The 25,232-nt window shown below is 36.7% G+C and carries 24 protein-coding genes and 3 tRNA genes; 10 read left to right on the top strand and 17 right to left on the bottom strand.

The genetic code is table 11. The features are described from left to right. The first annotated feature begins 98 nt into the window (after positions 1-98). The 3 genes from SKM54_RS02820 to SKM54_RS02810 are packed head-to-tail and all read left to right on the top strand — an operon-like array spanning position 99 to position 2,117. Positions 99-1,049: a homoserine kinase gene (locus SKM54_RS02820; protein ID WP_154772269.1), complete on the top strand. Its 951-nt coding sequence runs from the start codon at positions 99-101 to the stop codon at positions 1,047-1,049. A 15-nt stretch (positions 1,050-1,064) separates the two neighbouring features. Then, positions 1,065-1,694, top strand: coding sequence for a DUF1294 domain-containing protein (locus SKM54_RS02815; RefSeq protein WP_321087513.1), 630 nt, complete (start codon positions 1,065-1,067; stop codon positions 1,692-1,694). Positions 1,695-1,721: 27 nt separating this feature from the next. Beyond that, positions 1,722-2,117: a DUF4870 family protein gene (locus SKM54_RS02810; RefSeq protein ID WP_154772267.1), complete on the top strand. Its 396-nt coding sequence runs from the start codon at positions 1,722-1,724 to the stop codon at positions 2,115-2,117. A gap of 52 nt (positions 2,118-2,169) precedes the next feature. On the opposite strand, the gene SKM54_RS02805 is transcribed toward SKM54_RS02810, so the two are convergent. From SKM54_RS02805 to hisB, 6 genes are all read right to left on the bottom strand, one after another. After that, positions 2,170-3,069 (bottom strand): DMT family transporter, encoded by a 900-nt coding sequence (locus SKM54_RS02805; RefSeq protein ID WP_321087515.1) that lies wholly within the window; start codon positions 3,067-3,069, stop codon positions 2,170-2,172. Positions 3,070-3,146: 77 nt separating this feature from the next. Next, entirely contained in the window at positions 3,147-3,872 is a 726-nt protein-coding gene (gene hisA, locus SKM54_RS02800) for a 1-(5-phosphoribosyl)-5-[(5-phosphoribosylamino)methylideneamino]imidazole-4-carboxamide isomerase (RefSeq protein WP_154772265.1), read from the bottom strand. A 67-nt stretch (positions 3,873-3,939) separates the two neighbouring features. Then, a complete protein-coding gene (locus tag SKM54_RS02795) occupies positions 3,940-4,614 on the bottom strand; it encodes a 3'-5' exonuclease (protein WP_321093923.1) in 675 nt (224 codons plus the stop codon). A gap of 100 nt (positions 4,615-4,714) precedes the next feature. Beyond that, positions 4,715-5,245, bottom strand: a complete 531-nt coding sequence (locus SKM54_RS02790) for a DUF805 domain-containing protein (RefSeq protein WP_321093921.1) — start codon at positions 5,243-5,245, stop codon at positions 4,715-4,717. Positions 5,246-5,388: 143 nt separating this feature from the next. Continuing rightward, positions 5,389-6,006 carry an imidazole glycerol phosphate synthase subunit HisH gene (gene hisH, locus SKM54_RS02785; RefSeq protein ID WP_321088962.1) on the bottom strand — a complete coding sequence of 206 codons (618 nt, stop codon included), beginning with the start codon at positions 6,004-6,006 and terminating at the stop codon, positions 5,389-5,391. Beyond that, on the bottom strand, positions 6,006-6,599 hold the full coding sequence (hisB, locus tag SKM54_RS02780) for an imidazoleglycerol-phosphate dehydratase HisB (protein ID WP_321093918.1): 594 nt from the start codon (positions 6,597-6,599) through the stop codon (positions 6,006-6,008). Before hisB ends, hisH begins: the two co-directional genes overlap by 1 nt. Positions 6,600-6,693: 94 nt before the next feature. Here hisB and SKM54_RS02775 point away from each other — a divergent pair, with 94 nt between their 5' ends. From SKM54_RS02775 to SKM54_RS02760, 4 genes are all read left to right on the top strand, one after another. Then, positions 6,694-7,071 (top strand): GNAT family N-acetyltransferase, encoded by a 378-nt coding sequence (locus SKM54_RS02775; RefSeq protein ID WP_321091495.1) that lies wholly within the window; start codon positions 6,694-6,696, stop codon positions 7,069-7,071. A 147-nt stretch (positions 7,072-7,218) separates the two neighbouring features. Further along, positions 7,219-7,294, top strand: a tRNA-Phe gene (locus tag SKM54_RS02770). 137 nt (positions 7,295-7,431) lie between these two features. Continuing rightward, positions 7,432-7,507 (top strand) — tRNA-Phe (locus SKM54_RS02765). Between the two features lie 122 nt (positions 7,508-7,629). After that, entirely contained in the window at positions 7,630-8,355 is a 726-nt protein-coding gene (locus SKM54_RS02760) for a class I SAM-dependent methyltransferase (RefSeq protein ID WP_321093916.1), read from the top strand. Between the two features lie 15 nt (positions 8,356-8,370). On the opposite strand, the gene SKM54_RS02755 is transcribed toward SKM54_RS02760, so the two are convergent. From SKM54_RS02755 to ompR, 4 genes are all read right to left on the bottom strand, one after another. Next, a complete protein-coding gene (locus tag SKM54_RS02755; RefSeq protein WP_321087521.1) occupies positions 8,371-8,790 on the bottom strand; it encodes a GNAT family acetyltransferase in 420 nt (139 codons plus the stop codon). 143 nt (positions 8,791-8,933) lie between these two features. Further along, positions 8,934-10,436, bottom strand: coding sequence for an acetyl-CoA hydrolase/transferase family protein (locus SKM54_RS02750; RefSeq protein WP_154772258.1), 1,503 nt, complete (start codon positions 10,434-10,436; stop codon positions 8,934-8,936). Positions 10,437-10,640: 204 nt separating this feature from the next. Then, positions 10,641-12,101, bottom strand: coding sequence for an ATP-binding protein (locus tag SKM54_RS02745; protein ID WP_321093913.1), 1,461 nt, complete (start codon positions 12,099-12,101; stop codon positions 10,641-10,643). 235 nt (positions 12,102-12,336) lie between these two features. Next, entirely contained in the window at positions 12,337-13,101 is a 765-nt protein-coding gene (ompR, locus tag SKM54_RS02740) for an osmolarity response regulator transcription factor OmpR (protein ID WP_154772257.1), read from the bottom strand. Positions 13,102-13,590: 489 nt separating this feature from the next. On the opposite strand from ompR, the gene SKM54_RS02735 reads away from it, so the two are divergent. Then, complete coding sequence (locus SKM54_RS02735; RefSeq protein ID WP_321093911.1) at positions 13,591-15,948, top strand: Tex family protein; 2,358 nt, start codon at positions 13,591-13,593, stop codon at positions 15,946-15,948. A 59-nt stretch (positions 15,949-16,007) separates the two neighbouring features. Here SKM54_RS02735 and SKM54_RS02730 read toward each other — a convergent pair whose 3' ends face one another. From SKM54_RS02730 to SKM54_RS02720, 3 genes are all read right to left on the bottom strand, one after another. After that, a complete protein-coding gene (locus tag SKM54_RS02730) occupies positions 16,008-16,319 on the bottom strand; it encodes a hypothetical protein (protein ID WP_321087628.1) in 312 nt (103 codons plus the stop codon). Between the two features lie 126 nt (positions 16,320-16,445). Further along, positions 16,446-17,333: an SDR family NAD(P)-dependent oxidoreductase gene (locus SKM54_RS02725; protein WP_171501222.1), complete on the bottom strand. Its 888-nt coding sequence runs from the start codon at positions 17,331-17,333 to the stop codon at positions 16,446-16,448. Positions 17,334-17,614: 281 nt separating this feature from the next. Next, positions 17,615-18,892 (bottom strand): O-acetylhomoserine aminocarboxypropyltransferase/cysteine synthase family protein, encoded by a 1,278-nt coding sequence (locus SKM54_RS02720; protein ID WP_321093906.1) that lies wholly within the window; start codon positions 18,890-18,892, stop codon positions 17,615-17,617. Between the two features lie 321 nt (positions 18,893-19,213). Between SKM54_RS02720 and ettA the strand changes: the two genes are divergently transcribed. After that, positions 19,214-20,875 (top strand): energy-dependent translational throttle protein EttA, encoded by a 1,662-nt coding sequence (ettA, locus tag SKM54_RS02715; RefSeq protein ID WP_321093903.1) that lies wholly within the window; start codon positions 19,214-19,216, stop codon positions 20,873-20,875. 70 nt (positions 20,876-20,945) lie between these two features. Here the strand turns inward: ettA and SKM54_RS02710 are convergent, their stop codons facing one another. The 4 genes from SKM54_RS02710 to SKM54_RS02695 form a co-directional block, all read right to left on the bottom strand. Then, positions 20,946-21,287: a hypothetical protein gene (locus tag SKM54_RS02710; RefSeq protein WP_321088957.1), complete on the bottom strand. Its 342-nt coding sequence runs from the start codon at positions 21,285-21,287 to the stop codon at positions 20,946-20,948. Between the two features lie 148 nt (positions 21,288-21,435). Beyond that, positions 21,436-21,511, bottom strand: a tRNA-Glu gene (locus SKM54_RS02705). Positions 21,512-21,604: 93 nt separating this feature from the next. Beyond that, complete coding sequence (gene gltX / locus SKM54_RS02700) at positions 21,605-23,113, bottom strand: glutamate--tRNA ligase (RefSeq protein WP_321093900.1); 1,509 nt, start codon at positions 23,111-23,113, stop codon at positions 21,605-21,607. Positions 23,114-23,243: 130 nt separating this feature from the next. After that, positions 23,244-23,501, bottom strand: coding sequence for a hypothetical protein (locus tag SKM54_RS02695; RefSeq protein ID WP_321088955.1), 258 nt, complete (start codon positions 23,499-23,501; stop codon positions 23,244-23,246). 583 nt (positions 23,502-24,084) lie between these two features. Here SKM54_RS02695 and SKM54_RS02690 point away from each other — a divergent pair. Further along, on the top strand, positions 24,085-25,101 hold the full coding sequence (locus tag SKM54_RS02690) for a sulfate ABC transporter substrate-binding protein (RefSeq protein ID WP_321088954.1): 1,017 nt from the start codon (positions 24,085-24,087) through the stop codon (positions 25,099-25,101). Positions 25,102-25,232 lie beyond the last annotated feature (131 nt).

Below are 25,232 nucleotides of genomic sequence, written 5' to 3'. Positions count from 1 at the left end.
TACAGCATATTACGAAACAGACCTACGGTTGGTGCTACACCTTGGTAGATGGACAATGTATTCTATCAAAAATATGTAAGTTTTTTCGCAGGTTTTCTATGTCGGTTTATACCACTTTGACTTTAACGGAAGTTCAGGACTTCTCTTCACCTTATGGATTAGAGGTGATTGACCTGATTCCAATTCAAGGAGGTATTCAAAATACAAACTATTTTTTAGTCACAAAAGATGGATCTCAGTTTGTACTCACAGTGTTTGAAGAAATGGATGAGCATGGCGCAGGAGAACTGGTACCTGTACTTGAGCATTTAGGAAAAGCAGGCTTAGCTGTGCCTGTTCCTTTAAATCACTCAGGAAAGTCTATTCATAGCCTTAAGAATAAACCTGCACAAATTGCTCCACGTATGATGGGAGAACATCCCATGCCATCGACCATTGAGCAAGTAAAACAAATTGCAATTGCACAAGCAAAAATGCATGTTGCTTTAAAAGATTTTCCTTTAGAGCGTGCAGAATATAGAGATCAGGCTTATTGGGCGAAGGTAACTCAAGAGCTAAAACCAAATTTAGATGTTGCCGATAAAATATTATTGGGCGAATTATTAGGTTTATATGAAGCGTTAACAGCAGCTTATCCAAACCGTCCAAAAGGTTTTATTCATTCAGATTTGTTCCGTGATAACACTTTATTTGAAGGCGACCAACTTAAGGGTATTTTAGATTTCTATGAACTTAATAAAGATGAATTGTTATTTGATATAGCAATTACTTTAAATGATTTCTGTACAGAATATCCTGATGTGCATTTAAACGAAGATAAAGCAGTTGCGTTCTTAACTGCTTATGAAACAGTTCGCCCTTTAACTGAAGATGAACGTGCTTGTCTTGAAATATATTTGGCAATGGCAGCAGGTCGTTTTTGGATGATGCGTTTGCAAGTGGCACAAAAAAATGCTGCTGAAGGACGTACAGGTGATGATATTTTGCAAAAAAATCCTTTAGAAATGCGTAATATGCTAATCGAAAGATTGAAGTTTGTTACGGCTTAAGAAGGAAAAGTAAAAATGCGCGATCAAGGTCGATTAGTTGAATGGTTTGATGACAAAGGTTATGGATTTATTCAACCAAATGATTTAAATAAGGGTCGTGTGTTTTTACATATAAAAGATTTTGCACGGCAAGGCCCACGTCCAATCGTGGGTTGTGCATTAGATTATCAAGTTATTTTAGATGAAAAGGGACGTTATAAAGCGCAAAAAGTTGTGTATTTAAAAGCAGCTCAAACGGTTAAATCAAAAAAGTCATCATCTGCATCTAATGTCGTAAAAATGAATAAAAAGATGCAACCAATGCAAATTCTATGTATCGCATATATTTTGTTATTGGCTTTGTTAACCTTAACAGGTCTTTTGGCTGGACTTTACTTATTATTTATTAGTTTAATGAACGCAGCGACTTATTGGTTTTATATGCAGGACAAAGAAGCAGCACAGTTAAATAAGCAACGTATTCCTGAAAATTCATTGCACATTTTAGCTTTTTTAGGTGGTTGGCCAGCAGCATGGCTTGCGCAACAACGCCTGAGACATAAAACACAAAAACAACCATTTAGAACGATTTATTTTTGTACTATAGCATTTAACATTCTTTTAATTTTATGGTTGGTCTCACCTTTAAATAGCTTTTCTATTTAATAAGGCCTAATTTTTAGAGGGTATAAAATGACTTATTCAATAGATAAAGATTCAAATCGTACACTCACTATTGCTTTATATATTCTTTACATTGTCGCGATTTTTTCGGCTGGTATTTTGGCAATTGTTGCTTTAATTATTAATTATATTAAGCGTGATGCAGTTAAAGGCTCGATTTTTGAAAGTCATTTCACATGGCAAATTCGTAGTTTTTGGTGGTATTTGATTTGGAATATTATCGCTTTCATTCCATTTATATTTTTATTTTTTACGGGTGAAAACCCGAATGCATTTGTAGGTGTTGCGTTTGGTGCATCTGCTTTTTGTGTTTCTATTATTGTACTTGCATGGATTTGGATTGTTTATCGTGCAATTCTTGGCTTAATTCGTGTAAACGATAATAAGCCAATGTATCAATCTTAAATTTCAAATTTATGCGTAAAAAAAGAGCTTAATTAAGCTCTTTTTTTTGTATTTATTTTTTAAGTTTTTTCTTTAAAAAGTCAGGTTTTAATTCACTTAATACAACACCTAATACCACTAATGTACCTCCAATAAGCGCAAGAAATGGAAGTCTTTCACCTGCAATTCGACCAATAAGCGCTGCCCAAACAGGTTCGCCTGCATAAATAATTGCAGCTTGAGATGAATCTACAGATTGTTGCGCCCAATTCATAACAAGTTGAATACATGCACTTGCACATCCTAAGCCAACTAAAATAACAACAAGCATCCAATTAAAAGCAGGTAAACCACTCTCACCTAAAATTGGACTGATAATAAAGCAGAATAAAGATGCAAAAATGAGCTGTAAAACGGTCACTCGTCTAACATTTACTTTTCCTGCGAAATATCCAATAAAAATAATTTCTAGCGCAATTGCTATAGAGCCGATAATCGTAATAATTTGTCCGAAATGTAGCTGAATTTGTCCAAAACCATTTCCTGTTAAGAAAACTAATCCGACAAAGGCAAATAGACAGCCAATCCATGTCATTAAATATGGTTTTTTACGAAAGATGAGCCACATAAAAATAGGAACTAAGGGAACATATAACGCTGTAAGAAACGCAGATTCACTACTACTAATGGTTTGTAAGCCAATCGTTTGTGTACCATAACCAATTGCAATAACAGCGCCAATGACAGCACCTGCAAATACTTCATGGCTATTGAAATCTTTTAGATATTTCCAAGAAAGTAGGCTTACCGCAATTGCTGCCGCAGCAAAGCGAAGCGCCACAAACATAATGGGACTACTAAAATTTAAACCGTACTGAACAGTGATAAAACTTCCACCCCAAATGAACGTAATTAAAATGAGTGAAAGTTGTGGTGCTTTAGATTTAATCCAAGTAGGAGATAGTGAAGCCATGAAATTAGGTAAAAATCTTATAATTGATGAAATGAAAAAAAGAGGTCAAAAGACCTCTTTTTTATAAAAAGGGTTAATTACACTTGATCTAAAAGTGCTTGTGCTTCACGAAGATTTAGCGTGTTTTCGTAAATTGCACGACCTGTAATTGCACCTAAAATGCCAGGTTGACCTTTCAAGTTGCGAACGTCATCTAGGTTCGTTACACCACCAGAAGCAATTACTGGTAAACCTGAATATGTAGCAAGATTTACAGTTTGCTCAATGTTAACACCTTGCATCATGCCATCACGTGCAATATCTGTATAAACAATGCTAGAAACGCCAGCATCTGCAAAGCGTTTAGCTAAGTCAGTTGCTTTAACATCGGTTACATTTGCCCAGCCGTCAGTTGCAACCATGCCATTCATTGCATCAATACCAACAATGATATGACCTGCGAATTTTTTACATGCTTCTTCAACAAATGATGGGTCTTGAACTGCTTTCGTGCCAATAATCACATAAGAAACACCAGCATCTAAATAATGCTCGATTGTTTCTAAAGAACGAATACCACCGCCAATTTGAATTGGAAGTTCTGGTTGAGCTTTACAAATTGCTTCAACAACAGGCTTATGAATAGGCGTACCTGCGAAAGCACCGTTTAGGTCAACTAAATGCAAACGACGTGCGCCTTCATTTACCCAATGCTGTGCAGTTGCTACTGGATTATCAGAAAATACAGTATCGTCTTCCATACGACCTTGTTTTAAACGGACACATTTGCCATCTTTCAGGTCAATTGCAGGAATGATTAGCATGCTTTCGCTCCAAGCCAAATCTTGATGAATTTAATGGCGACAATCTTAACAAAGTATTGGCAATTCTCTAAGCATCTGATGATGGTTTTATTTTAATCGGGCGTATTCGGAGCTTTAAACTTGTATTTGGAATGTCTTTTGGTAATAAACCTAAACGTAAAAGTTCTTCAAATACTAAAACTGCACCGTAAGCATCTGCTGCTGCATAAGAAATTTGTTGTGGGCTTAATTCTTTTCTTGCCCAATTTGAGGTGCTTATTTTTTTAGATTTTTGAAAATGTAGGTTAAATAGTATCGCAATTGCATTTTTTAGCCCGACTTGATTTTTATATCCAAATGAAGAAAAGCATTTAGATAATTCAATAACGCTATTGAGTTCTATTCCTTTTTTTCTAAATAGATGAGCATCATTTTTTAATCCAAAACCCACTTTAATTTGGTCGGGGCTGCTAAAAATAGGCGCTAAAAATTCTAAAATTTCATTATTTACTTGGAATAAATAGGCTTTTTCTAATGTGGCTAATTGAATAAGGTGAGGGCCTGTTTGAGTTTCACCTTTGTTAAAAGTGGGTTTAGATTCTGAATCGAAGCCGAATAATGCGATGCTATAAAGTTCTTCTTGTAATGCTAAACATTGATCGAGTGTTTTTAGCACAATAATTTGATTTGAAGATAAGTTTTTAAATAAAGGAAGTTTTGAAATTTCTTCTTTTGATAATAAAGCAGGTTGTTGCACTTCCATATAATTTCAAATTTAAATCAATAATTTTTGAGATTAAAAGATTTTGAATGTTTAAGCAAAAATAAAGCCTGATGATTCAGGCTTAATTTAAAATGGCTTTTTATTGTTGATGATTTTGCTCAATTTGAATTTGTTGAGAACGTTCAATATAATTTTGATAAGCGGGGACAAAAATTGCGGCTAAAATACCAAGAACAAAAGTGAGAGGAATAATAATAATATAAATCCAACCCAATACTTTTTCCCATCCAGCTGTTAAGCGAGGATTTCCATAACGGTTAAGTGCAGGATCGCCTTTTGCACAGAGTAAATAAATAATTAAGATTAGATTGGCAATTGGTAGGAGAACGAGAAGAGAAAGCCAGCCTGATTGATTTTTATCATGTAAGCGTTTAATGATAAAAACAAAAGAGAAGTACAGTCCTAAAGCATAAATCACAACTGAAAAGAAAAATATCCCTGAATAAATTGAGTCAGATTGTTCAGAGCTTTGAAAAAAAATCGATGCTAATATGAATAGAGCCAATATAAATATTGCAAGTAGTAAGTTCCATGCAGCAAATGATAGTCGCCCAAAGCGACCATTAGCTTTGAACGGTGAATCTTCAGTTTGTTGAATTGATGAATTCATTTTTAATAATTCCAAAAATAAAAATTGTTATAAAAACTTTTTAAAATATTGTGCTGTTAGATATATTACGCGGTGAATAATATGTGCTTTATGGTTAAAAATAAAGCCCACCGAAGTGAGCTTTTTTGAATTCATGAGGAAAATTAGATTTTCCATTCCACAAAGTTTTTCAACAGTTGTAAACCTGCTGTATGACTTTTTTCAGGGTGGAATTGCGTTGCAAACAAGTTTTCTTTATGAATAGCCGTGCAGAACTCAAGACCATAATCGCATGTTGCAGCAACAATAGATGTATCTTGTGGTTCTACATAAAAGCTATGCACAAAGTAGAAACGCGCATCTTGCTCAATATCTTTCCACATAGGGTGGCTTGGATCAGCTTGATGAACTTGGTTCCAACCCATATGCGGTACTTTTAAACCATCAACATCTGGGAAGCGTTTTACAGTACCTTCAAAAATACCCAGTGCATCTGCACCACCATTTTCTTCAGAATGTTGCATGAGCGCTTGCATACCCACACAAATCGCTAATACAGGCTTATTGAATACAGCATTGCGTACAACGTCATCAATGCCTGCTTCATGCATGCCTTGCATACAGTCACGCATTGCACCGACACCAGGGAAAACAATTTTGTCTGCTTGAGCAATTAACTTTGGATCATTTGTCACATCAACAGTTGCACCAACATGTTCTAATGCTTTTGCTGCTGAGTGAAGATTTCCCATGCCATAATCAAGAAGGGCAATACGGGTCATTACAAAGTACCTTTAGTTGAAGCAACAGTATTTTCAGCACGTGGATCTACTTCACATGCCATACGAAGTGCGCGAGCAAATGCTTTAAATACGCTTTCGATTTGGTGGTGGCTGTTTTTACCTTTTAAATTGTCGATATGAACAGTCATTAAAGAGTGGTTCACAAAGCCAATAAAGAATTCTGAGAATAAATCTACGTCGAAAGTACCAATGCGTGCACGTGTAAATGGAATATCCATCCACAAACCAGGACGGCCAGATAAATCTACAACAACACGACTTAAAGCTTCATCAAGCGGTGCATAGAAATGACCGTAGCGTTTTAGACCTTTTTTGTCGCCTAATGCTTGTGCAAATGCTTGACCAAGTGTGATACCACAGTCTTCTACAGTGTGGTGATCATCAATTTCAAGGTCGCCATCACAATGAATATCGATATCAAATAAGCCATGTCGCTTGATTTGATCGATCATATGATCTAAAAAGGGAACACCTGTATTGAGGGTGCCTTGACCCGTACCATCAAGATTTACACGAACACGAATTTTAGTTTCGTTAGTATTTCTTACTACTGCACTGATACGTTGCGTCATAAACACGTTCCTCAAAAACGTTGAAATGATTGATATAAAATGTTTTTAGCGGTAACTAAATACCGCATATTAGATTGCTCAGGAGGGTTAATCAATGCCTATTAACGTACATGCCAAAACTTCTATCGAAAATGATGAAGTCCGTACTCAGCTTGAGCGACTGTATGACACTAGCCCAGAGTTTGCAGATGGGAAAGATGCGACAGCACAACTTGAACAAAACTTGCAACAGTATACCTTACTTTACATGGCAGAATTTAATACAAAAATTATTGGGGCAGTTTGGTGTACAGGACAGGCTGAAACTCGAACAATTGAAAATATTGTTATTCATTCTGCAAACCGAGGTCGTGGTGTAGCAGAAAGATTGGTAAGCGAAGTGTGCAGAATGGAAGAAGAGAAAGGTGTGACCACTTTTATTCCGGGATGTGGTGCAATTCGTCGTTGCTTAGAAGGCTTAAATAAGCTTTAAAGCACGAGTTTATGACTCAATAATTGTTTGTAAAATAAGCTAAATTCCAATTATTACGTTAAATATGATTTAAAAGTGAACATTTGATTCAATGTCAGAGAAAGTATCTTGACGTGCTCACCGAGAAACTGTTTAATGTGCGTCATCGGCGTGATAGCTCAGTAGGTAGAGCAACGGATTGAAAATCCGTGTGTCCCCAGTTCGATCCTGGGTCTCGCCACCATATTCAAACGTGAAAACGTTTTAAAAAATCTCTGACAATTGTTGGAGATTTTTTTTGTGCAAAAAAAAAGCATTCAAATAAAAAAGTTAGGAATTATATTGACTATTATCTCGAGATACGGCTTAATACACCGCATCGGCGTGATAGCTCAGTAGGTAGAGCAACGGATTGAAAATCCGTGTGTCCCCAGTTCGATCCTGGGTCTCGCCACCATATTCAAAAAACCCCAAACAGTGTTTGGGGTTTTTTATTGCTTAAAATTTATATCAAGCATTGTTTTGCCGTGAAAAGTTGCTAAATTAAAATTTCAAATAGCATAAATATTTAAATTAAAAATGAAAGATTTATTTTCAAGCCAAAGTCAGTTGTATCAAAAGGCACGTCCAAATTATCCACAAAGTGTCATCAATGAAATATTAAAACACGTTGAACATAAAGAGCTTGCTTGGGATTGTGGAGCAGGTTCAGGACAATTTACCCAATTATTAAGTCCATATTTTTCAAATGTGATTGCAACTGATTTAAGTCAACAGCAATTAGATCAAGCACCTGTATTCAGCAATGTGGAGTATTTAGCGCAACCTGCGGAAGAAAATGATTTTCCATCTGCATATTTCGATTTGATTACGGTCGCACAAGCCATTCATTGGTTTAACTTTGATATTTTTTATAAAGAAGTAAAGCGTGTTCTAAAGCCAGATGGTGTGTTTGCTGTGGTTGGTTATGGATTGTTGGAAATTAAAGATGTGCGAATTAATGATTTAGTTCAAAAACTGTATTACCAAACGTTAAAAGGTTATTGGGATGCTGAACGTAAATATATTGATGAAGAATATTTAAAAATTCCATTTCCTTTTCAAGAAATTGATGTGCCTAAATTAAGCATGGAATATTCTTGGTCGGCAGCGCAATTACTCGATTATTTGAATACATGGTCTGCTATTAAACATTATAAAAAGAAAAATGAAGATGATCCTCTCGCTACATTAAAAATGGCGCTAACAGAACAGGACGTATCTTATGAAATAGAGTTTCCTATTTTATTAAGAATAGGGCGTTAAAACTTCTAAAGATATTCAATCTGAAATAAGGCGCTTTCCGAAACAAACAACTTCATCCTCTTCATATCCAAGTTGTTCTGCAAAGCTTTGTATGTCGATATTGTCCTTTCGAACAAGTAATTGTAGTTTTGGGCAACCAAGTGCGATTAAACGCTTTTCTAGCTGCTGTATAAGCGCTGTAGCGATGCCATTGCGCTGAACATGAGGATGAACCGCTAAATAGTTTAACCAGCCTCTATGACCATCGTAACCGCCCATAAGCGTGGCGATAAGTTCGTTATCTTTTACTGCGACTAAAAATAAATCATCCTTTTGAGCAACTTTTCTGAATATATCAATTTCAGGACTATTCCAAGGGCGTGTTAAATCACAAATTTCCCAAAGTGAAATAATATCGTCTAAATCTGTTTCTGCAAATTGTCTGATAATAAACATATTTGTTTAAAAGTGACCGAATAAGGATAGTTTGAGATTAGTTAAAATTGTATGAATAGTAAACAGTACTTATCCAAATTTTAAGAAATAAAAAAACGCCCTAAAGGGCGTTTTTCATATGCTAAAACGAATGTTTTAAAAAATTATTTCGCTTCTACAAGCATTTTACCTTGCTCTTCGAAGTTAGAGTGCCAAGATAACGCTTCACGAAGGATGTGAGGAGTTTGACCGCCTTTTTCGCATGCACGAGTGAAGTAGTCATTCAATGCATCGCGGTACATTGGGTGAGCACAATTATCGATAATTGCGCGAGCACGTTCACGAGGTGCTAAACCACGTAAATCTGCAAGACCTTGTTCAGTTACAAGTACGTCTACGTCGTGTTCTGCATGGTCAATATGAGATGCGAACGGAACGATAGAAGAAATGTCGCCACCTTTAGCAATAGATTTCGTTACGAAAATCGCCATGTGTGCATTACGTGCGAAGTCGCCTGAACCACCAATACCGTTCATCATTTTAGTACCACAAACGTGAGTAGAGTTTACGTTGCCGTAAATGTCGAACTCAAGCGCAGTGTTGATACCAATAATACCTAAACGACGTACAAGTTCAGGGTGGTTAGAAATTTCTTGTGGACGAAGAACAAGTTTGTCTTTGTACGCTTCAATGTTACCAAATACTTTTTCGCCATACTTTTCAGAAAGCGTAATTGAAGAGCCTGAAGCAAAGATCATTTTACCTGCATCAATTAATTCGAAAGTACAGTCTTGTAGTACTTCAGAATACATGATTAGGTTTTCGAAATTAGAATCTTTAAGACCTGTTAACACTGCGTTTGCAATAGAACCAATACCTGCTTGTAATGGACCTAAGCTTCTTGGAAGACGACCTTCAGAAACTTCTTTTTCAAAGAATGCGATTAAGTGATCTGCAATACCTTGAGTCTCATCATCTGGTTCAGTTACTGTAGATGGAGAGTCATGTAATTCGCTGTTAATTACGATACCAACAATTTTTGAAGGATCTACTTTAATTGCGCTAGTACCAATACGTTGATCTACTTCAGTTAGTGGAATAGCACCACGTGTAGGACGCATAGGTGGAATGTAGATATCGTGTAAGCCTTCAAAAGCAGGGCTTAAGTTAGTGTTGATTTCTACAATAACTTGATCAGCAAATTCAACGAAGCTTGCAGAGTTACCTACAGAAGTTGTTGGAATGATACCGCCATCTTCAGTAATTGCAACTGCTTCAATAATTGCAAGTTCAGTTTTTTTCAACTGACCATTACGCATTTGCTCAACAGTTTCAGACAAATGCTGATCGATAAACATTACTTCGCCTTTGTTGATGGCTTTACGTAAAGTGTTATCTACTTGGAATGGTAAGCGACGTGCAAGAACGCCAGTTTCAGTTAACTTTTTGTCTAAATCATTACCAAGACTTGCGCCAGTAATTAAAGTGATTTTTAAAGGATTATTTTTTGCTTGTTCTACTAAAGCTAAAGGAACTGCTTTTGCTTCCCCTGCACGAGTAAAGCCACTCATGCCTACAGTCATACCATCTTTGATAAACTTGGCAGCTTCTTCAGCACTGATTACTTTGTTATGTAGACTTGCTAAACGGATACGATCTAAAGACATGGATTACTCTCGTTAAAATCTTGAACTGATACGGATTGTACCGTTCAAAAAGCCAATTTACATACCTGTTAGGCTAAGGTCTAATTTTTTGAAAAAATGAAGGTATAAAAAAATATGATGGTTTTTATGTTGTTGATATTTAATGTAAAAAATATTAATGCTGAATAGTTAACCAAAACTGTTTGATTAACTATTCGCCACCATTTAGAAATGTTCTGTCAAAGTTTGCTTTAATTTTTCGAAGCGACTCACAGTTGGCATGTCTGTTTTTTCAACTAAATTTATAGGCAAAGATATAATTGCTTCTAGACCACCTTGTTCTCGGTTTTTAATTGTGAGTTCGCCTTGGTGAATATCTACAATACGTTTCACGATAGAAAGACCTAAACCACTTCCTTGAATCGTACGTGCTTCGTTACCACGAACGAAAGGTTGCATAAGTTCTTCAATTTGATCTTCAGGAATACCATCACCATTATCTGCAACATGAATGAAAATATTTTCATTTTCAATGCTTGCTGAAAGCTCAATAGGTTCTGCACCATAGCGTTTTGAGTTGTTAATTAAGTTACCAATCAAGCGTTTAAGTGATAGTGTTCTAGCTTGAATAATAGGTAGGTCTGCTGGTTCAAAACGAATATCTAGCGGTTTAAACTGAATAATGAGTTCTTGTAAAACTGCATTTAAATCGGTGTCATGAGTTTCTTCATCTGAGCCATCACGCATGTATGAAATGAACTGATTTAAAATCGCATCCATATCTTCTACATCATAAATGAAGCCTTCTTTAAGAAAGTCTTCATCAGGCATCATTTCTGCGCTTAAGCGAATGCGTGTGAGGGGCGTGCGTAAATCATGTGAAATACCTGCCAACATAATACGTCGGTCACGCTCTGTTTGCTCTAGGGTGTAAATCATTTGGTTAAATGCTTGGTTTACTTGGCGAATTTCAAGCGGACCATGATTTGTTTCTAAATAAGGTGCTGTCCCTGTTTTACTGAAACTATTTGCCGCATTTTGTAAGCGTCTTAAAGGTCTATTGAGCTGACGAACAAGCGTTAAAATAATAATGGCTGAAAATAATGGAACGCCGAGTAGCCACATAAGAATAAGTTCAGGGCTATAGTTCGCATAAGTACCTAAAGGCTCACGAACCCAATTGCCATTCATTTCTGGTGTTTGAATCCAAATTTGAGGGCTAGGTTTAAACTGGAAATAAACTGTTGCAGCATCAATATTTAATTCTTTGGCTAAGCTTTCTTCGATTCTACTTGTAAATATTTCTGCAACAATTTTATCTTTAACATTAGGAAATTTTTCAGGGTCGGTAACGTATTCAAGACCTGCACGTGTATTTAGCCATTCATGCGGAGTAATTTCTTTATCTTTATACGTGATTTTAATGTCGTTGCTTCTAAGCAATTCAAGCTCAATTGCTAAATAGCGTGCGTGTTGTTGTATTTCAGGTAAATACAGAGTGCGCCAAAAGAACCACAATGACATGAATAAGCTAAAGAAAACGACAAATACAACTAAAACAGCTGTACGCATTGCGGCTGAGCGAGGCTTAATTTTGTCTAAAAAGCGTTCCCAAGGTGTACGTTTTCTTTCCGAATAAGCTTCATATTCTGTGAAATTTTGTGGATCAATTGGTTCGAGTTTCACACCTGATTCCTTTAGCTATATTTTTTAATGGCAGATGGTTATTCGAGATTTGAAAGTAAATCGATTTGGTATCTTCGAAAGATTCGTACCATTTATTCTGAATGAATCAAAAAAAGCCATTCACTTAACTTTTATATGTCATCTAAAACATAGATTTAACAAGATTTTAAAAGTTGAGAATGGCTTTTTAAAACTTATGTAATAGATATTTCATCACTTACATAAAGACAAATTTTTATTCAGCACCATCTGGAACAAAGACATAACCTACGCCCCAAACCGTTTGAATATAACGTGCGCGAGCAGGGTTTTCTTCAATTAAACGACGTAAGCGTGAAACTTGAACATCAATAGAGCGTTCCATTGCACCCCATTCACGACCACGAGCAAGGTTCATTAACTTGTCGCGTGTAAGTGGTTCACGTGGATGTTGAACAAGTGCTTTAAGAACGGCAAATTCGCCTGTTGTTAAAGTTACAACTTGAGATTCACGCGTTAAAGTACGTGTAGATAGATCTAAAGACCAAGGACCAAAGCTCACAACTTCCATTTGTTGGCTAGGTGCGCCAGGCACTTCACGAACTTGACGACGTAATACTGCGCGAATACGAGCTAGTAATTCATTTGGATTAAATGGCTTTGGTAAGTAGTCATCTGCACCAGCTTCTAAGCCAGCAATACGGTCAGCATCGCTACCGCGTGCAGTGAGCATAATTACAGGTGTGTCGATATTCGATTGACGTAAGCGTCGACAAATACTTAAACCGTCTTCTACGGGAAGCATAAAGTCTAAAACGATGAGCGAGAAAAGTTCACGTTGAAGTAGGCGATCCATTTGCGCTGCATCGTGCGCAGTTTTTACTACAAAGCCTTTATCTTCTAAAAAGCGTTGGAGTAATGTGCGAAGACGCACATCATCATCGACCACTAAAATGCGTTCGACACGATCAGTTTCGTTATGTACGACATCTGTATTTTCAGCAGGTACAACTAAACTCATGATGCACTCCCTAAATGTTGTAAATTATAAATATTCGTTAATCTCAGTATAATGCCTAAGCTCTTGTTAAGACTATGTATCAATTTGCTCAAAATTACAATTTAAAGGGCTTATTTAAACTAAAAAACAACATCTGAAAATAATTTAGCCTATCTTGTGTTTCTAAATCATAAAAGCATGATATTTCAATTTAAAGTTTTAGGTCTTGTTACATTAATTTTTTGTTTCAATAAAGATGAAAAACTCACTTTAGTTCATTAATGCAAGGACAAGTTAAATTAACTCGGTGTAAAATTGATCAGATTGTTTTATTTAAGCAGTCACTTTTAGGCAAAGAACATGAAATTGCTGATTGCACAGAAAAAAATATTGAAAAGTAAGCTTTTATAGTTTTTTTCTTTAGTAATTTTAAAAACAATTGTGGATTTTATGGTCTTGGTCTTTATAATCACTAACTTTTAGTCCTTATCCTTTGTGGAATTAAACACGATGACTGACTTAGTTCAGCAGTTGGCAAATGAGATTGCCGTACGTCCTAATCAAATTGAAGCTGCTATCAAGTTAATTGATGATGGCGCAAGCGTTCCATTTATTGCACGTTACCGTAAAGAAGTAACGCAAGGTTTAGACGATACGCAATTACGTCAGCTTGATACACGGTTATCTTATTTACGCGACTTGTTTGAACGTCGTGAAAAAGTAATTGAGTCATTAACAGAACAAAATAAATTGTCTGATGATTTACTTGCGCGTGTAAATGCTGCTGAAACAAAAAATGCATTAGAAGAAATTTATGCACCGTACCGTCCAAAACGTACGAGCAAATCATTTAAAGCCAAAGAAGCTGGTTTGGGTCCTATTGCAGAAAAAATCTTTAAAGAAGCGGTAGATCCTACAGAAGCTTTAGCTGGTTTTAGCCATGAAGATTATGCAGATACAGAAAGCCAATTAGACGCAATCCAACACATTTTAATTGATGATTGGGCGCAAAATATTGGTTTAACAACAGAATTAAAAGCAATATTTGCAAAAACAGCAGTTTTAAAAAGCTTAGTTGCAAGTGAAGAGAAAAAAGAAGTTGGTAAGAAATTCCGCGATTACTTCGATTTCTCTGAAAATCTAAATAAAGTGCCATCGCATCGTTTACTTGCAATGTTGCGTGGTCGTCAAGAAAATGTACTTGGTTTAAAAGTAGATGGTGAAGATGCTGCGCCATTAGCCCGTATTGAAACTGAATACGACTTAGAAACTGTACAGCCACAAAGCCGTCAAGAGTTTTTAAAGCAAACTGCAAAACTCTTCTGGTTAGGTAAAGTTCGTCCAAGCATCGAACATTCATTATTAACAGAAAAGCGTTTAAATGCAGAAACTGAAGCAATGGATGTATTTGCTGAAAACTTACGTCATTTATTGCTTTCTGCACCTGCAGGCGCGCGTACAACTTTAGGTGTTGACCCTGGTATTCGTACAGGTGTGAAACTTGCTGTTGTAAACGCTTCGGGTGATGTACTTGCACACAGCACAATTTATCCATTTGCTCCAAAAGAAGATAAAGCAGGTTCAATTGCTGAACTTGCGCGCCTTTGCCGTGAGTTTAATGTAGAACTTATTGCGATTGGTAATGGTACTGCAAGCCGTGAAACAGAAGCGGTTGTAGCTGAAATGATGACTGCAAATGCAGACCTAAACTTAACACGTGTTTCTGTTTCAGAAGCGGGTGCATCGGTTTATTCAGCATCTGAATTAGCATCGGCTGAGTTACCTGAACTTGACGTTTCAATTCGTGGTGCGGTTTCTATTGCGCGTCGTTTACAAGATCCTTTAGCGGAGCTTGTGAAAATTGATCCTAAGTCGATTGGTGTGGGTCAATATCAACATGATGTAAACCAAGCAGGTTTAGCGAAAACGCTAGAAGCTGTCGTTGAAGACTGTGTGAACTCGGTTGGTGTAGATGTAAATACTGCATCTTCAGCAATTTTGGGTTATATCGCAGGTTTGAATAAATCAATTGCACAGCAAATTGTAGATTTCCGTAAAGAAAACGGTCGTTTCGACAACCGTCAAGCGTTGAAAAATGTACCACGTTTAGGCGAACGTACTTTTGAACAAGCTGCGGGCTTCTTACGTATTCAAGATGGTTCAGAGCCACTTGATGCTTCTGCGGTTCACCCAGAATCTTATGCATTAGTCAGCAAGATTGTTGAAGCGAAAGCAACAACAGTAAAAGATATTATTGGTAATTCTGAAATTATTCGTCAAATTGATGCTGAAGCATTGGTGGATGATAAGTTCGGTTTGCCTACAATTAAAGACGTTTTGGCTGAACTTGAAAAACCAGGTCGTGACCCACGTCCAGAATTCCGTACTGCTAAATTTCGTGAAGATATTACGGAAGTAAAACAGTTGACGGAAGGCTTACAATTGGAAGGTGTGATTACCAATGTAACGAACTTTGGTGCATTTGTGGATGTTGGTGTTCATCAAGATGGTTTAGTTCATATTTCTGAACTTGCGAATGAATTTGTATCTGACCCGCATAAAGTGGTTAAACCAGGTCAAATTGTTCAAGTACGTGTTTTAAATGTAGATGTTGAGCGTAACCGCGTAAACTTGTCTATGCGTCCTGAAGGTTCTGAAGCGCCTGCTAAAGCACTTCGTCAGCCACGTCGTGAGCAAAATAATGAGCAACGTGCTGAACGTAAGCCACAAACAAAACGTCAGCAAAATGCACGTCCTCAAGGTGATCGCCCTCAAGCGAAGAAACCTCAAAACCAAAAACCACAAGAGCAAAAAATTGGTGGTTTAGGTGCATTGTTATTACAAGCAGGGATTAAAGGTTCGAAGTAATCTTTAACTGTTAAATAAGAAAACCTCCCATTTGGGAGGTTTTTTTATTTCTTAATTTTTTATATGAGCGGAACAATCCAGCTACAAATAATCAGCATAATACCTAAGTGACCAAGTTTGCGAGTCACACTAATAAGCTTTGAAGGTGGTTGATCAATTTGTTTTGCATACTGCTCAAGGCTTAAACCACCTTTATTGTTCGTGGAGAATAAGAACGTACCCAAGTCGATACAAATTAAAATAGTACCAATATCTGCAACAAGCTCCATAAGCTCATAGTTATTTTGATACAAAGACACGCCAACTTTATAACTAAGATAAAGTGCGAAAGCTACACAAGCAAACTGTAAAACAAAACCAAGTATTCGCATAAAACCAATAGACAAGATAAAAAGCACGATGTTTATAGCATGAAAACAGTTGGCTATAAAAAATTAATCGTCACAAATTACATTCAAACTAAAGTGCTTGAATGTAATGAAATGATCTTTTAGGTTTTACCAATGCTCACCAGGGAACAAGCGAGCATACGCTTTTTGTACCCAATTTAATTTTTGATGTTGTCCTACAGATGCACTTGAGCTTGGGAATAAGTTGTAGCCAATAGACATTAATTTATTATTAATATCTGGCGCAATAGAGTAGGTGATAGAGGCTAAACGACCTAAGTTTGTCGCTACTTTTTTCGGACGTTTAACAATTGCTGTAGCAACTAAATCCGCTGCTTGTTCTGGCGATAATGTCGGAACGTATTTGTAAATTTTAGTTGGTGCAATCATTGGGGTGCGTACAAGTGGCATATATACAGAGGTAATGGCGATATTGTGAGAATGCACTTCTGCGGATAAACAACGACTAAATGCATCTAACGCAGCTTTTGAAGCAACATAAGCAGAAAAGCGAGTGGCGTTTGCCAATACACCAATTGAACTAATGTTAATAATATGACCATCTCGACGAATCATCATTTGCGGTAAAATATTCATTACCAAACGAATAGCGCCAAAGTAATTGAGCTGCATAGTACGTTCAAAGTCATGGAAACGATCTACAGATTCATGCACTGCTCGACGAATAGAGCGACCTGCGTTATTAATTAAAATATCAATATGATCGACAGAACTTAAAATTTGATTTGAAACTTCATCAATAGAATTTAAATCATTTAAATCGCATGGGAAAACCAAAGCCTGACCGCCTTTAGCTTCAATATCACGCTTCACTTCATTTAAAGTTTCTTCGGTACGTGCAACAAGAAGTACGCGTGCGCCAGCATCAGCAAGTTTATGGGCAACGGTTAAACCAATACCACTTGATGCACCTGTAATGAGGACAGTTTTTCCATTTACTTTTTGCTTAAAGGCTTTTTCTAATTTGGTGTTCACAGCTTTATATCCCTGATAAAAATTGACTGAAATATTGAAGACTTCAAGGTTTCAATCGCTTATTAAGAATGGCAGTTTAAAGCAATGCATGAGCTTAATGAATATCAAAAAAGCTTGTTTTTATATTCAGTTTGTCATGCTAAAGCTTAAAGTGGCTTTGGATTGGTATTTTTATATTCATTGCTTAATTGTTATTCTTAGCATGAAGCTTATGTAAAACCAATATCTTAGATGTGAAAAATCCCTTTTATTTATGCAATAAAAGGGATTTTGGTTGGAACTTAGACTTGTGCGAGCGCTTGTTCTAAGTCTGCAATTAAGTCATCTGCATGTTCAATACCAATAGATAAACGCACCATATCAATACTTACACCAGCAGTTTTCAACTCTTCTTCATTCAATTGACGGTGTGTCGTTGTTGCAGGATGGCAAGCTAAACTTTTTGCATCGCCAATGTTTACAAGACGTGTAAATAATTGAAGAGCATCAATAAAGCGAGTTCCGCCAGCTAAACCATCTTGAACACCAAAAGATAAAATTGCAGATGGTTTACCTTTTACATATTTTTGCGCTAACACATGTTGTGGATGGTCTTTTAAGCCTGCGTAATTTACCCATTTCACTTTTGGATGTGCTTTTAAATATTCCGCAACTTTGAGCGCATTTTCAGTATGGCGTTCCATGCGTAAGCTTAAAGTTTCTAAACCTTGTAAAATTAAGAACACATTTTGAGGGCTAATTGCAGCGCCTGTATTACGTAAGGGTACAACGCGCGCACGTGCGATATATGCTGCTGCACCTAATGCTTCTACATAATTTACACCGTGATAGCTTGGGTCTGGTGTATTTAAAGCAGGGAAGCGCTTGGCATGGTCGCCCCAAGGGAATTTACCGCTATCGACAATAATGCCGCCAATAGAATTACCATGACCGCCAATATATTTCGTTAAAGAATGCACAACAATATCTGCGCCAAATTCGAAAGATTTTTGCAGAACAGGTGTTGCAACCGTGTTATCTACAATAACAGGCACGCCATATTCATGTGCAATTTTTGAAATTTCTTCTAAATCAATGATGTTTCCAAGTGGATTACCAATAGATTCTACAAAAACCAATTTGGTTTTTTCATCAATTAAGTTGCGTAAGCTCTCAGGCTTTTGATAATCGAAGAAGCGAACTTCAATACCTTGTTTTGGCAAAGTATGAGCAAAAAGATTGTATGTTCCACCATAAAGTGTAGATACAGATGCAATGTTGTCGCCTGCTTCAGTAATGGTTTGAATAGCATAAGTAATAGCTGCCATACCAGAAGCTAATGCTAATGCGCCAATACCGCCTTCAAGAGCAGCTACACGCTGTTCAAGCACCGCAGTAGTTGGGTTCATAATGCGCGTATAAATATTGCCTGAAACTTTCAAATCAAATAAATCTGCGCCATGTTGTGTATTATCAAATGAATACGATGTGGTTTGATAAATAGGCACAGCAACAGCTTTGGTTGTAGGCTCAGGGCTGTAACCTGCATGAATGGCTAAAGTTTCATCTTTATACGTCATTTTTATTTCATCTTCATGTGTTAATTTTGATCGATCTTAACATTTCTTTTTATGAAATAAAGCGCTTATTTATTGAAATATTTATATTTAAAGTGAATAACGCTGAAATGTTTTCAAGTGAAAATGCAAGAAATTCAGTATTTAATAATTTGCTTAATTTGTAATCGAAAAACTTTTTACAACAAAGTGATGAAGTTGACCGAGATGCCTTATTTTTTCAGGACTTTCATCGTATAATGGTCGATTATTTTTTCTGCTCATTTGAGTAAGGGGATAGGTTGTTGATATCTCCAGTTTGGTTTTTCTATTGAGGAGTCCTACGTGGCCCAATATATTTACACGATGAACCGTGTGTCTAAAATGGTTCCGCCTAAGCGCGAAATCTTAAAAGACATCTCTTTATCATTTTTCCCAGGCGCTAAAATTGGTGTTCTTGGTTTAAACGGTGCAGGTAAATCTACCTTGCTTCGTATTATGGCTGGCGTAGATAAAGATTTCTCTGGTGAAGCTCGTGCACAACCGGGTATTAAAATCGGTTATCTAGAGCAAGAGCCACCTTTAGATGAAACTAAAGACGTTCGTGGTAACGTAGAAGATGGTTTACGTGAGCCGCTTGATGCTTTAGCTCGTTTAGACGAAGTTTTCGCTGAATATGCAGCTGAAGATGCTGACTTTGATGCACTTGCAAAAGAGCAAGAGAAGTTAGAAGCAATTATTCATGCTTGGGATGCACATAACCTTGGCAACCAAATGGATCAAGCTGCTGCTGCGTTAAACCTCCCAGCTTGGGATGCAGACGTTAAGTTGCTTTCAGGTGGTGAACGCCGTCGTGTTGCACTTTGCCGTTTATTGCTTTCTAAACCTGACATGTTGCTTCTAGACGAACCGACGAACCATTTAGATGCATCTTCTGTATCTTGGTTAGAACGCTTCTTGAAAGACTTCCCAGGTACTATCGTAGCAATTACGCATGACCGTTATTTCTTAGATAACGTTGCGGAATGGATTCTTGAACTTGACCGTGGCATGGGTATTCCATACCAAGGTAACTACTCTTCTTGGTTAGAGCAGAAAAATGCTCGTTTAGAACAAGAGAACAAGCAAGAAGAATCTTTTGCTAAAGCATTGAAAAAAGAACTTGAATGGGTTCGTTCAAATGCGAAAGGTCAGCAAAAGAAAAACAAAGCGCGTATGGAGCGTTTTGAAGAGCTTAACTCGCGTGAATTCCAACAACGTAATGAAACTTCAGAAATCTACATTCCACCTGGTCCACGCCTAGGGAACAAGGTTGTAGAAGTTGAAGGCATCAGTAAATCGTTTGGTGATCGTACGCTTTATAAAGATTTATCATTCGTTGTACCACCTGCTGCCATTGTTGGTATCGTGGGTGAAAACGGTGCAGGTAAAACAACTTTATTCCGCATGATGACTGGCGAACAGCAACCAGATACAGGCTCTGTAGTTCTTGGTGAGTCTGTTAAAGTTGCTTATGTAGGTCAGATTCGTGACACATTAGATAACGACAAAACTGTTTGGGAAGAAGTTTCTGGCGGTTTAGATATCTTGAAGATTGGCGATTACGAAATTGCATCTCGTGCATATATCGGTCGTTTTAACTTTAAAGGTCAAGATCAGCAAAAACGCGTAGGTCAATTGTCAGGTGGTGAGCGTAACCGTTTACAACTTGCGAAAATCTTACAAATGGGTGCAAACGTAATCTTACTCGATGAACCATCAAACGACTTGGACATTGAAACTTTACGTGCACTTGAGGATGCAATTCTTGTATTCCCTGGTACAGTAATGGTGATCTCGCATGACCGTTGGTTCCTAGACCGTATTGCAACGCACATCTTGTCATTTGAAGGTCAAACACCTGAATTCTTTACAGGTAACTATGCTGAATTCGAAGCATACCGTCAAAAACGTGATGGTGATGATTTAGTTGCTAAGCGTCAAAAATATCGCAAAATTGGTAACTAAGTTTTAGTTCTAATTAAAAAAACCAGCCTTAGGGCTGGTTTTTTTATTACATTTTTATGAGTTTACTAACTTAGCTTTCCCACTCGTGATTGCAGTCACGGCATTTCCATTTTTTTTGACTTTGCATGAATGCTTGCATTGAAAGTTTAAAGTCTGGTAAATCACGGTAGAACAAGAAGCCTGCAATAACGCATGCAAAGAACATTACAATTGTTGCAAGTTGCAATGTTTCACCTGCGCCATTACCAAATGCCCACATCGCAACGCTAATTGAAACTAAAAGCAATAAAATTAAAATTGCAGGAATAAGAAAAACTAAGCTTTTAGGCACAACAGGGCGTGCAGTTGTTTGACCAGGTTGTGTAACGGGTAAAAGTTTTGCACTTTGGCATTTTGGGCAACGGTATTGCATTACAACTCCAAATTTTAATTTATAGGTTATTTTAATCAGAATAGCGTAGAAAGCAAAAAAGCAATTACATTAAATTTTAGGCAATAAAAAACCCAAGTCATAATGCTTGGGTTTTTTACTAAGACCACTACAAGAATGATCTTGAATATGGCGTCCCTACGGGGATTCGAACCCCGGTTACCGCCGTGAAAGGGCGATGTCCTAGGCCTCTAGACGATAGGGACAAGTGAGGCATCCAGATTCAGTGTTTTAACACTGTGTCTCTGTATGGGCGCTATATTATGGATATAGCGCGTCTACGTCAACTAAAAAATCAATTAAGCTTCATCAACTGCGTCATTTTTCGGCAATTTTAAGCTTTCATTGAGTTTTTCCCATACTTTTGCTTCTTTTTTGCTTGGTCCGCCTACAATTTCAAGTGCATGGCGTAAACGAGCGAAGGTTAAATCTGGGCCAATTGTTACCATAGACTGCATAACTGGCGTAGAAGATGTTGAACCTGCAATTGCATTAAAGAAGGTTGGCATGAAATCACGAAGCTTAATTTCCATTTGGTTCGCTAAATCCATAAGCGTTTGGCTTACAGTGTCATTGTTCCAAGTGAATAAGCTTTCTAAACGCCAAATTGCAAATTGTAAGCTTTGACGAACTTGTTCTTCTGTCAATTTCTTGCTTTCAAATTGTTCTTTAGTCAGCGTAGGGAATTGGTTGAAGTAAAAACCAGCCCAATTTACAGCTTCAGAAAGTAAATTAATGCGTGGCTGAATCGCTGCTGCAATTTCTTCTAAAGTTTTACGATCTGCTTTCCAAGCAAGCAAAGTGTCAAGCAACTCAGAAGGAGTTAAGCCTTTAATCCATTGACCGTTTAACCAATTCAGTTTTTCAATATCAAAAATTGGACCACCTAAAGATACGCGTTTAATGTCAAAGTGTTTAATCATTTCTGCCAAAGTGAATTTTTCACTTTCATCTGGCATAGACCAACCCATACGACCTAAATAGTTCAATAGTGCTTCTGGTAAAACACCAATGTCTTTGTAGTAATTAATTGATGTTGGGTTTTTACGTTTAGATAATTTAGATTTATCTGGGTTCCGTAAAAGTGGCATGTGGCAAAGCACAGGCATATCCCAGCCAAAATATTGATAAAGCAATTGATGCTTAGGTGCAGATGGAATCCATTCTTCACCACGAATAACGTGTGTAATTTCCATTAAATGGTCATCTACAACGTTTGCTAAGTGATAAGTTGGCAGGCCGTCAGTTTTAAGAAGAATTTGCATATCAACTTGTGCCCATGGAATTTCAACTTCGCCACGGAGTAAGTCATTAAATTTACAAATACCTTCTTCTGGTACTTTCATACGAATAACATGAGGTTCGCCAACAGCTAAACGACGCTCAACTTCTTCAGCTGTGTGCTTTAAGCCACGACCGTCATAACGAGGAGATTCGCCACGCGCTTGTTGTTCAATACGCATTTGATCTAATTCTTCGCTTGTTGCGAAGCAATAGAAAGCATGACCTTTTTCAACAAGTTCTAATGCATATTGTTTATAAATACCCATACGCTCAGATTGGCGATATGGTGCATGCGGACCACCAACATCGGGGCCTTCAGACCAATTTAGACCTAACCAGCGTAACGAATCTAAAATCATTTTTTCAGATTCAGGTGTAGAGCGAAGTTGGTCTGTATCTTCAATACGAAGAATAAATTCACCGCCATGCTGTTTTGCAAAACATAGGTTAAACAACGCAATATAAGCAGTACCTACGTGAGGAAAGCCTGTCGGAGATGGAGCAATACGAGTACGAACTGTCATAACTAGATATTATTCAGAATGCAAATTGGAACTATTATAACGAAAAAGCCTAACTACTTTTATGTTTAATTTGGCATAAAGTAATTAGGCTCTTATTTGTAACTTAACAGGGGATGCTAAGTTATAAAACTTATGAATTGTCTTGAGTAAATATAGATTGAATGAAGCGTGAAAAGCGTTCATTTTGAGAAGCAAGAAAACTCTGAGAAGGCGCTGAATTAATTTGCGCAAGTACTTTTAAGTCAATTTCAGAATTAAATTTTTGGTCATTTTTTTGTTGTTTCAATGCTTTTTCAATAGGTGACATTTTATTAACAACGGTCGGTGCTGTTTTTGTATCTGTCGTTGTTTTAATTGTTGCTGCAAAACTTGCTTGAGAAAAAGCCATTAACCCTATACTTAAGTAAAAAGCTTTAAATAAATTTTTGATCATTTCCAAATATCCCCTATTTTGGTTTTGAACAATCTAAATGAATCGTTATAAACATCGTGTTTTTGTATTTCAGGTGTTTATTTAATCATATCTTGTATGATAAATGTAGACCTGTGTCACAATTGTTACAAAAAAGATATATTTCATTTGAAATTTACTAGTTTAAGTAATTCTATGTAGTAAAAAACACTTAACGTTTTATCAAATGACCATGTAGAGAACATGAAGATTTTAGTTATAGTATTCCATTTGGTTGTTTTTAAATCTAAAAAAGAAAATAATTTTAATTTTTAAGATACTTTAATTATATGTTGAAGAAAAAACGGATATTATTCTTATTCTATTTTTCATATAAGAGGTGCGTAAAATTATATAAAACTAGAATATAGGTGTTGTTCAAGTTCTTTTTAAATTAAAAAACAATGAATTAAGTAAAGCTTGAAAAATTAATAAGCAAATGAAAGGAATTATCTGAATTGCGATTTATGGAATTACTTCATATAGTTAACAGCAATATAGATAGTTATGTTTTTGTATTATGAAAACTCAATTTAAAGCATTATTTAGTGCTGCACTTATTGCAGTGGGTGTAGCTTCAACATCGATAGTTCAAGCAGCAGATAAAGAATTTCTGAATGTTTCATATGATGCGACTCGTGAATTTTATACAGAATTCAATCAGTCATATGGTGCATATTGGAAATCTAGAACTGGTCAAACTGTAAACTTCAAACAGTCTCATGGTGGTTCGGGTAAACAAGCACGTTCTGTTGTAGATGGTTTGCAAGCAGATGTTGTGACTTTGGCGCTTGCTAATGACATCGAAGAAATTGTGAAGTCAGGTCAAATTAAAGCCAATTGGCAAAAAGAATTCCCGCATAACTCTGCACCATATACATCTACAATTGTATTTATGGTTCGAAAAGGTAACCCTAAAGGCATTAAAGACTGGAAAGACTTAACTAAGTCAGGTGTTGAAATTATTACACCAAACCCTAAAACGGGTGGCTTACCTCGTTGGGTGTATTTGTCTGCTTGGGGTTATGCACTTAAACAACCAGGTGGTAATGAAGCTCAAGCGAAAGATTTCGTGGGTAAAATGTACCACAACGTGAAAGTAATGGATTCCGCTGCTCGTGCATCTATGACGACATTTGCCGAACGTGGTATTGGTGATGTGCTTTTAACTTGGGAAAATGAAGCTTTAATTACGCAAAAAACTTTGGGTAATAATAAGTTCGATATCATTTATCCATCTATTTCAATTTTGACTGAGCCTTCAGTTGCAATTGTAAGCAAAAATGCAGATAAAAATGGCAATAAGTGGCTAGCAAAGGGTTATATCAACTACTTGTATTCACCAATTGGTCAAGAAATGGCAGCAAAACATTTCTATCGTCCACGTAATGCAGAAGTGTTAGCGAAATACAAAGCTCAATTCCCAACTTTAAAAACATTCACAATTGATGAAGTTTTTGGTGGTTGGTCTAAAGCGCAACAAACACATTTTGTAAATGGTGGTGTATTCGATCAAATTTATAATTCAAAACGTTAATTTGAATTTAAATTGAAGCAAAAGAAAACCCACATTATTGTGGGTTTTCTTTTATGTGGTCTTCGTAAAATTCACTTTTCATTGTTTAATTTTAAATATAAAAATAAATATCTAGATGATATTGATATGAG

Origin of the sequence: Acinetobacter faecalis, from assembly GCF_034187745.1 — a bacterium.
GTDB lineage: Bacteria > Pseudomonadota > Gammaproteobacteria > Pseudomonadales > Moraxellaceae > Acinetobacter > Acinetobacter faecalis.
The sequence above is the reverse complement of the archived record's forward strand: the minus strand, read 5'-3'. Positions and strand labels throughout refer to the sequence as shown.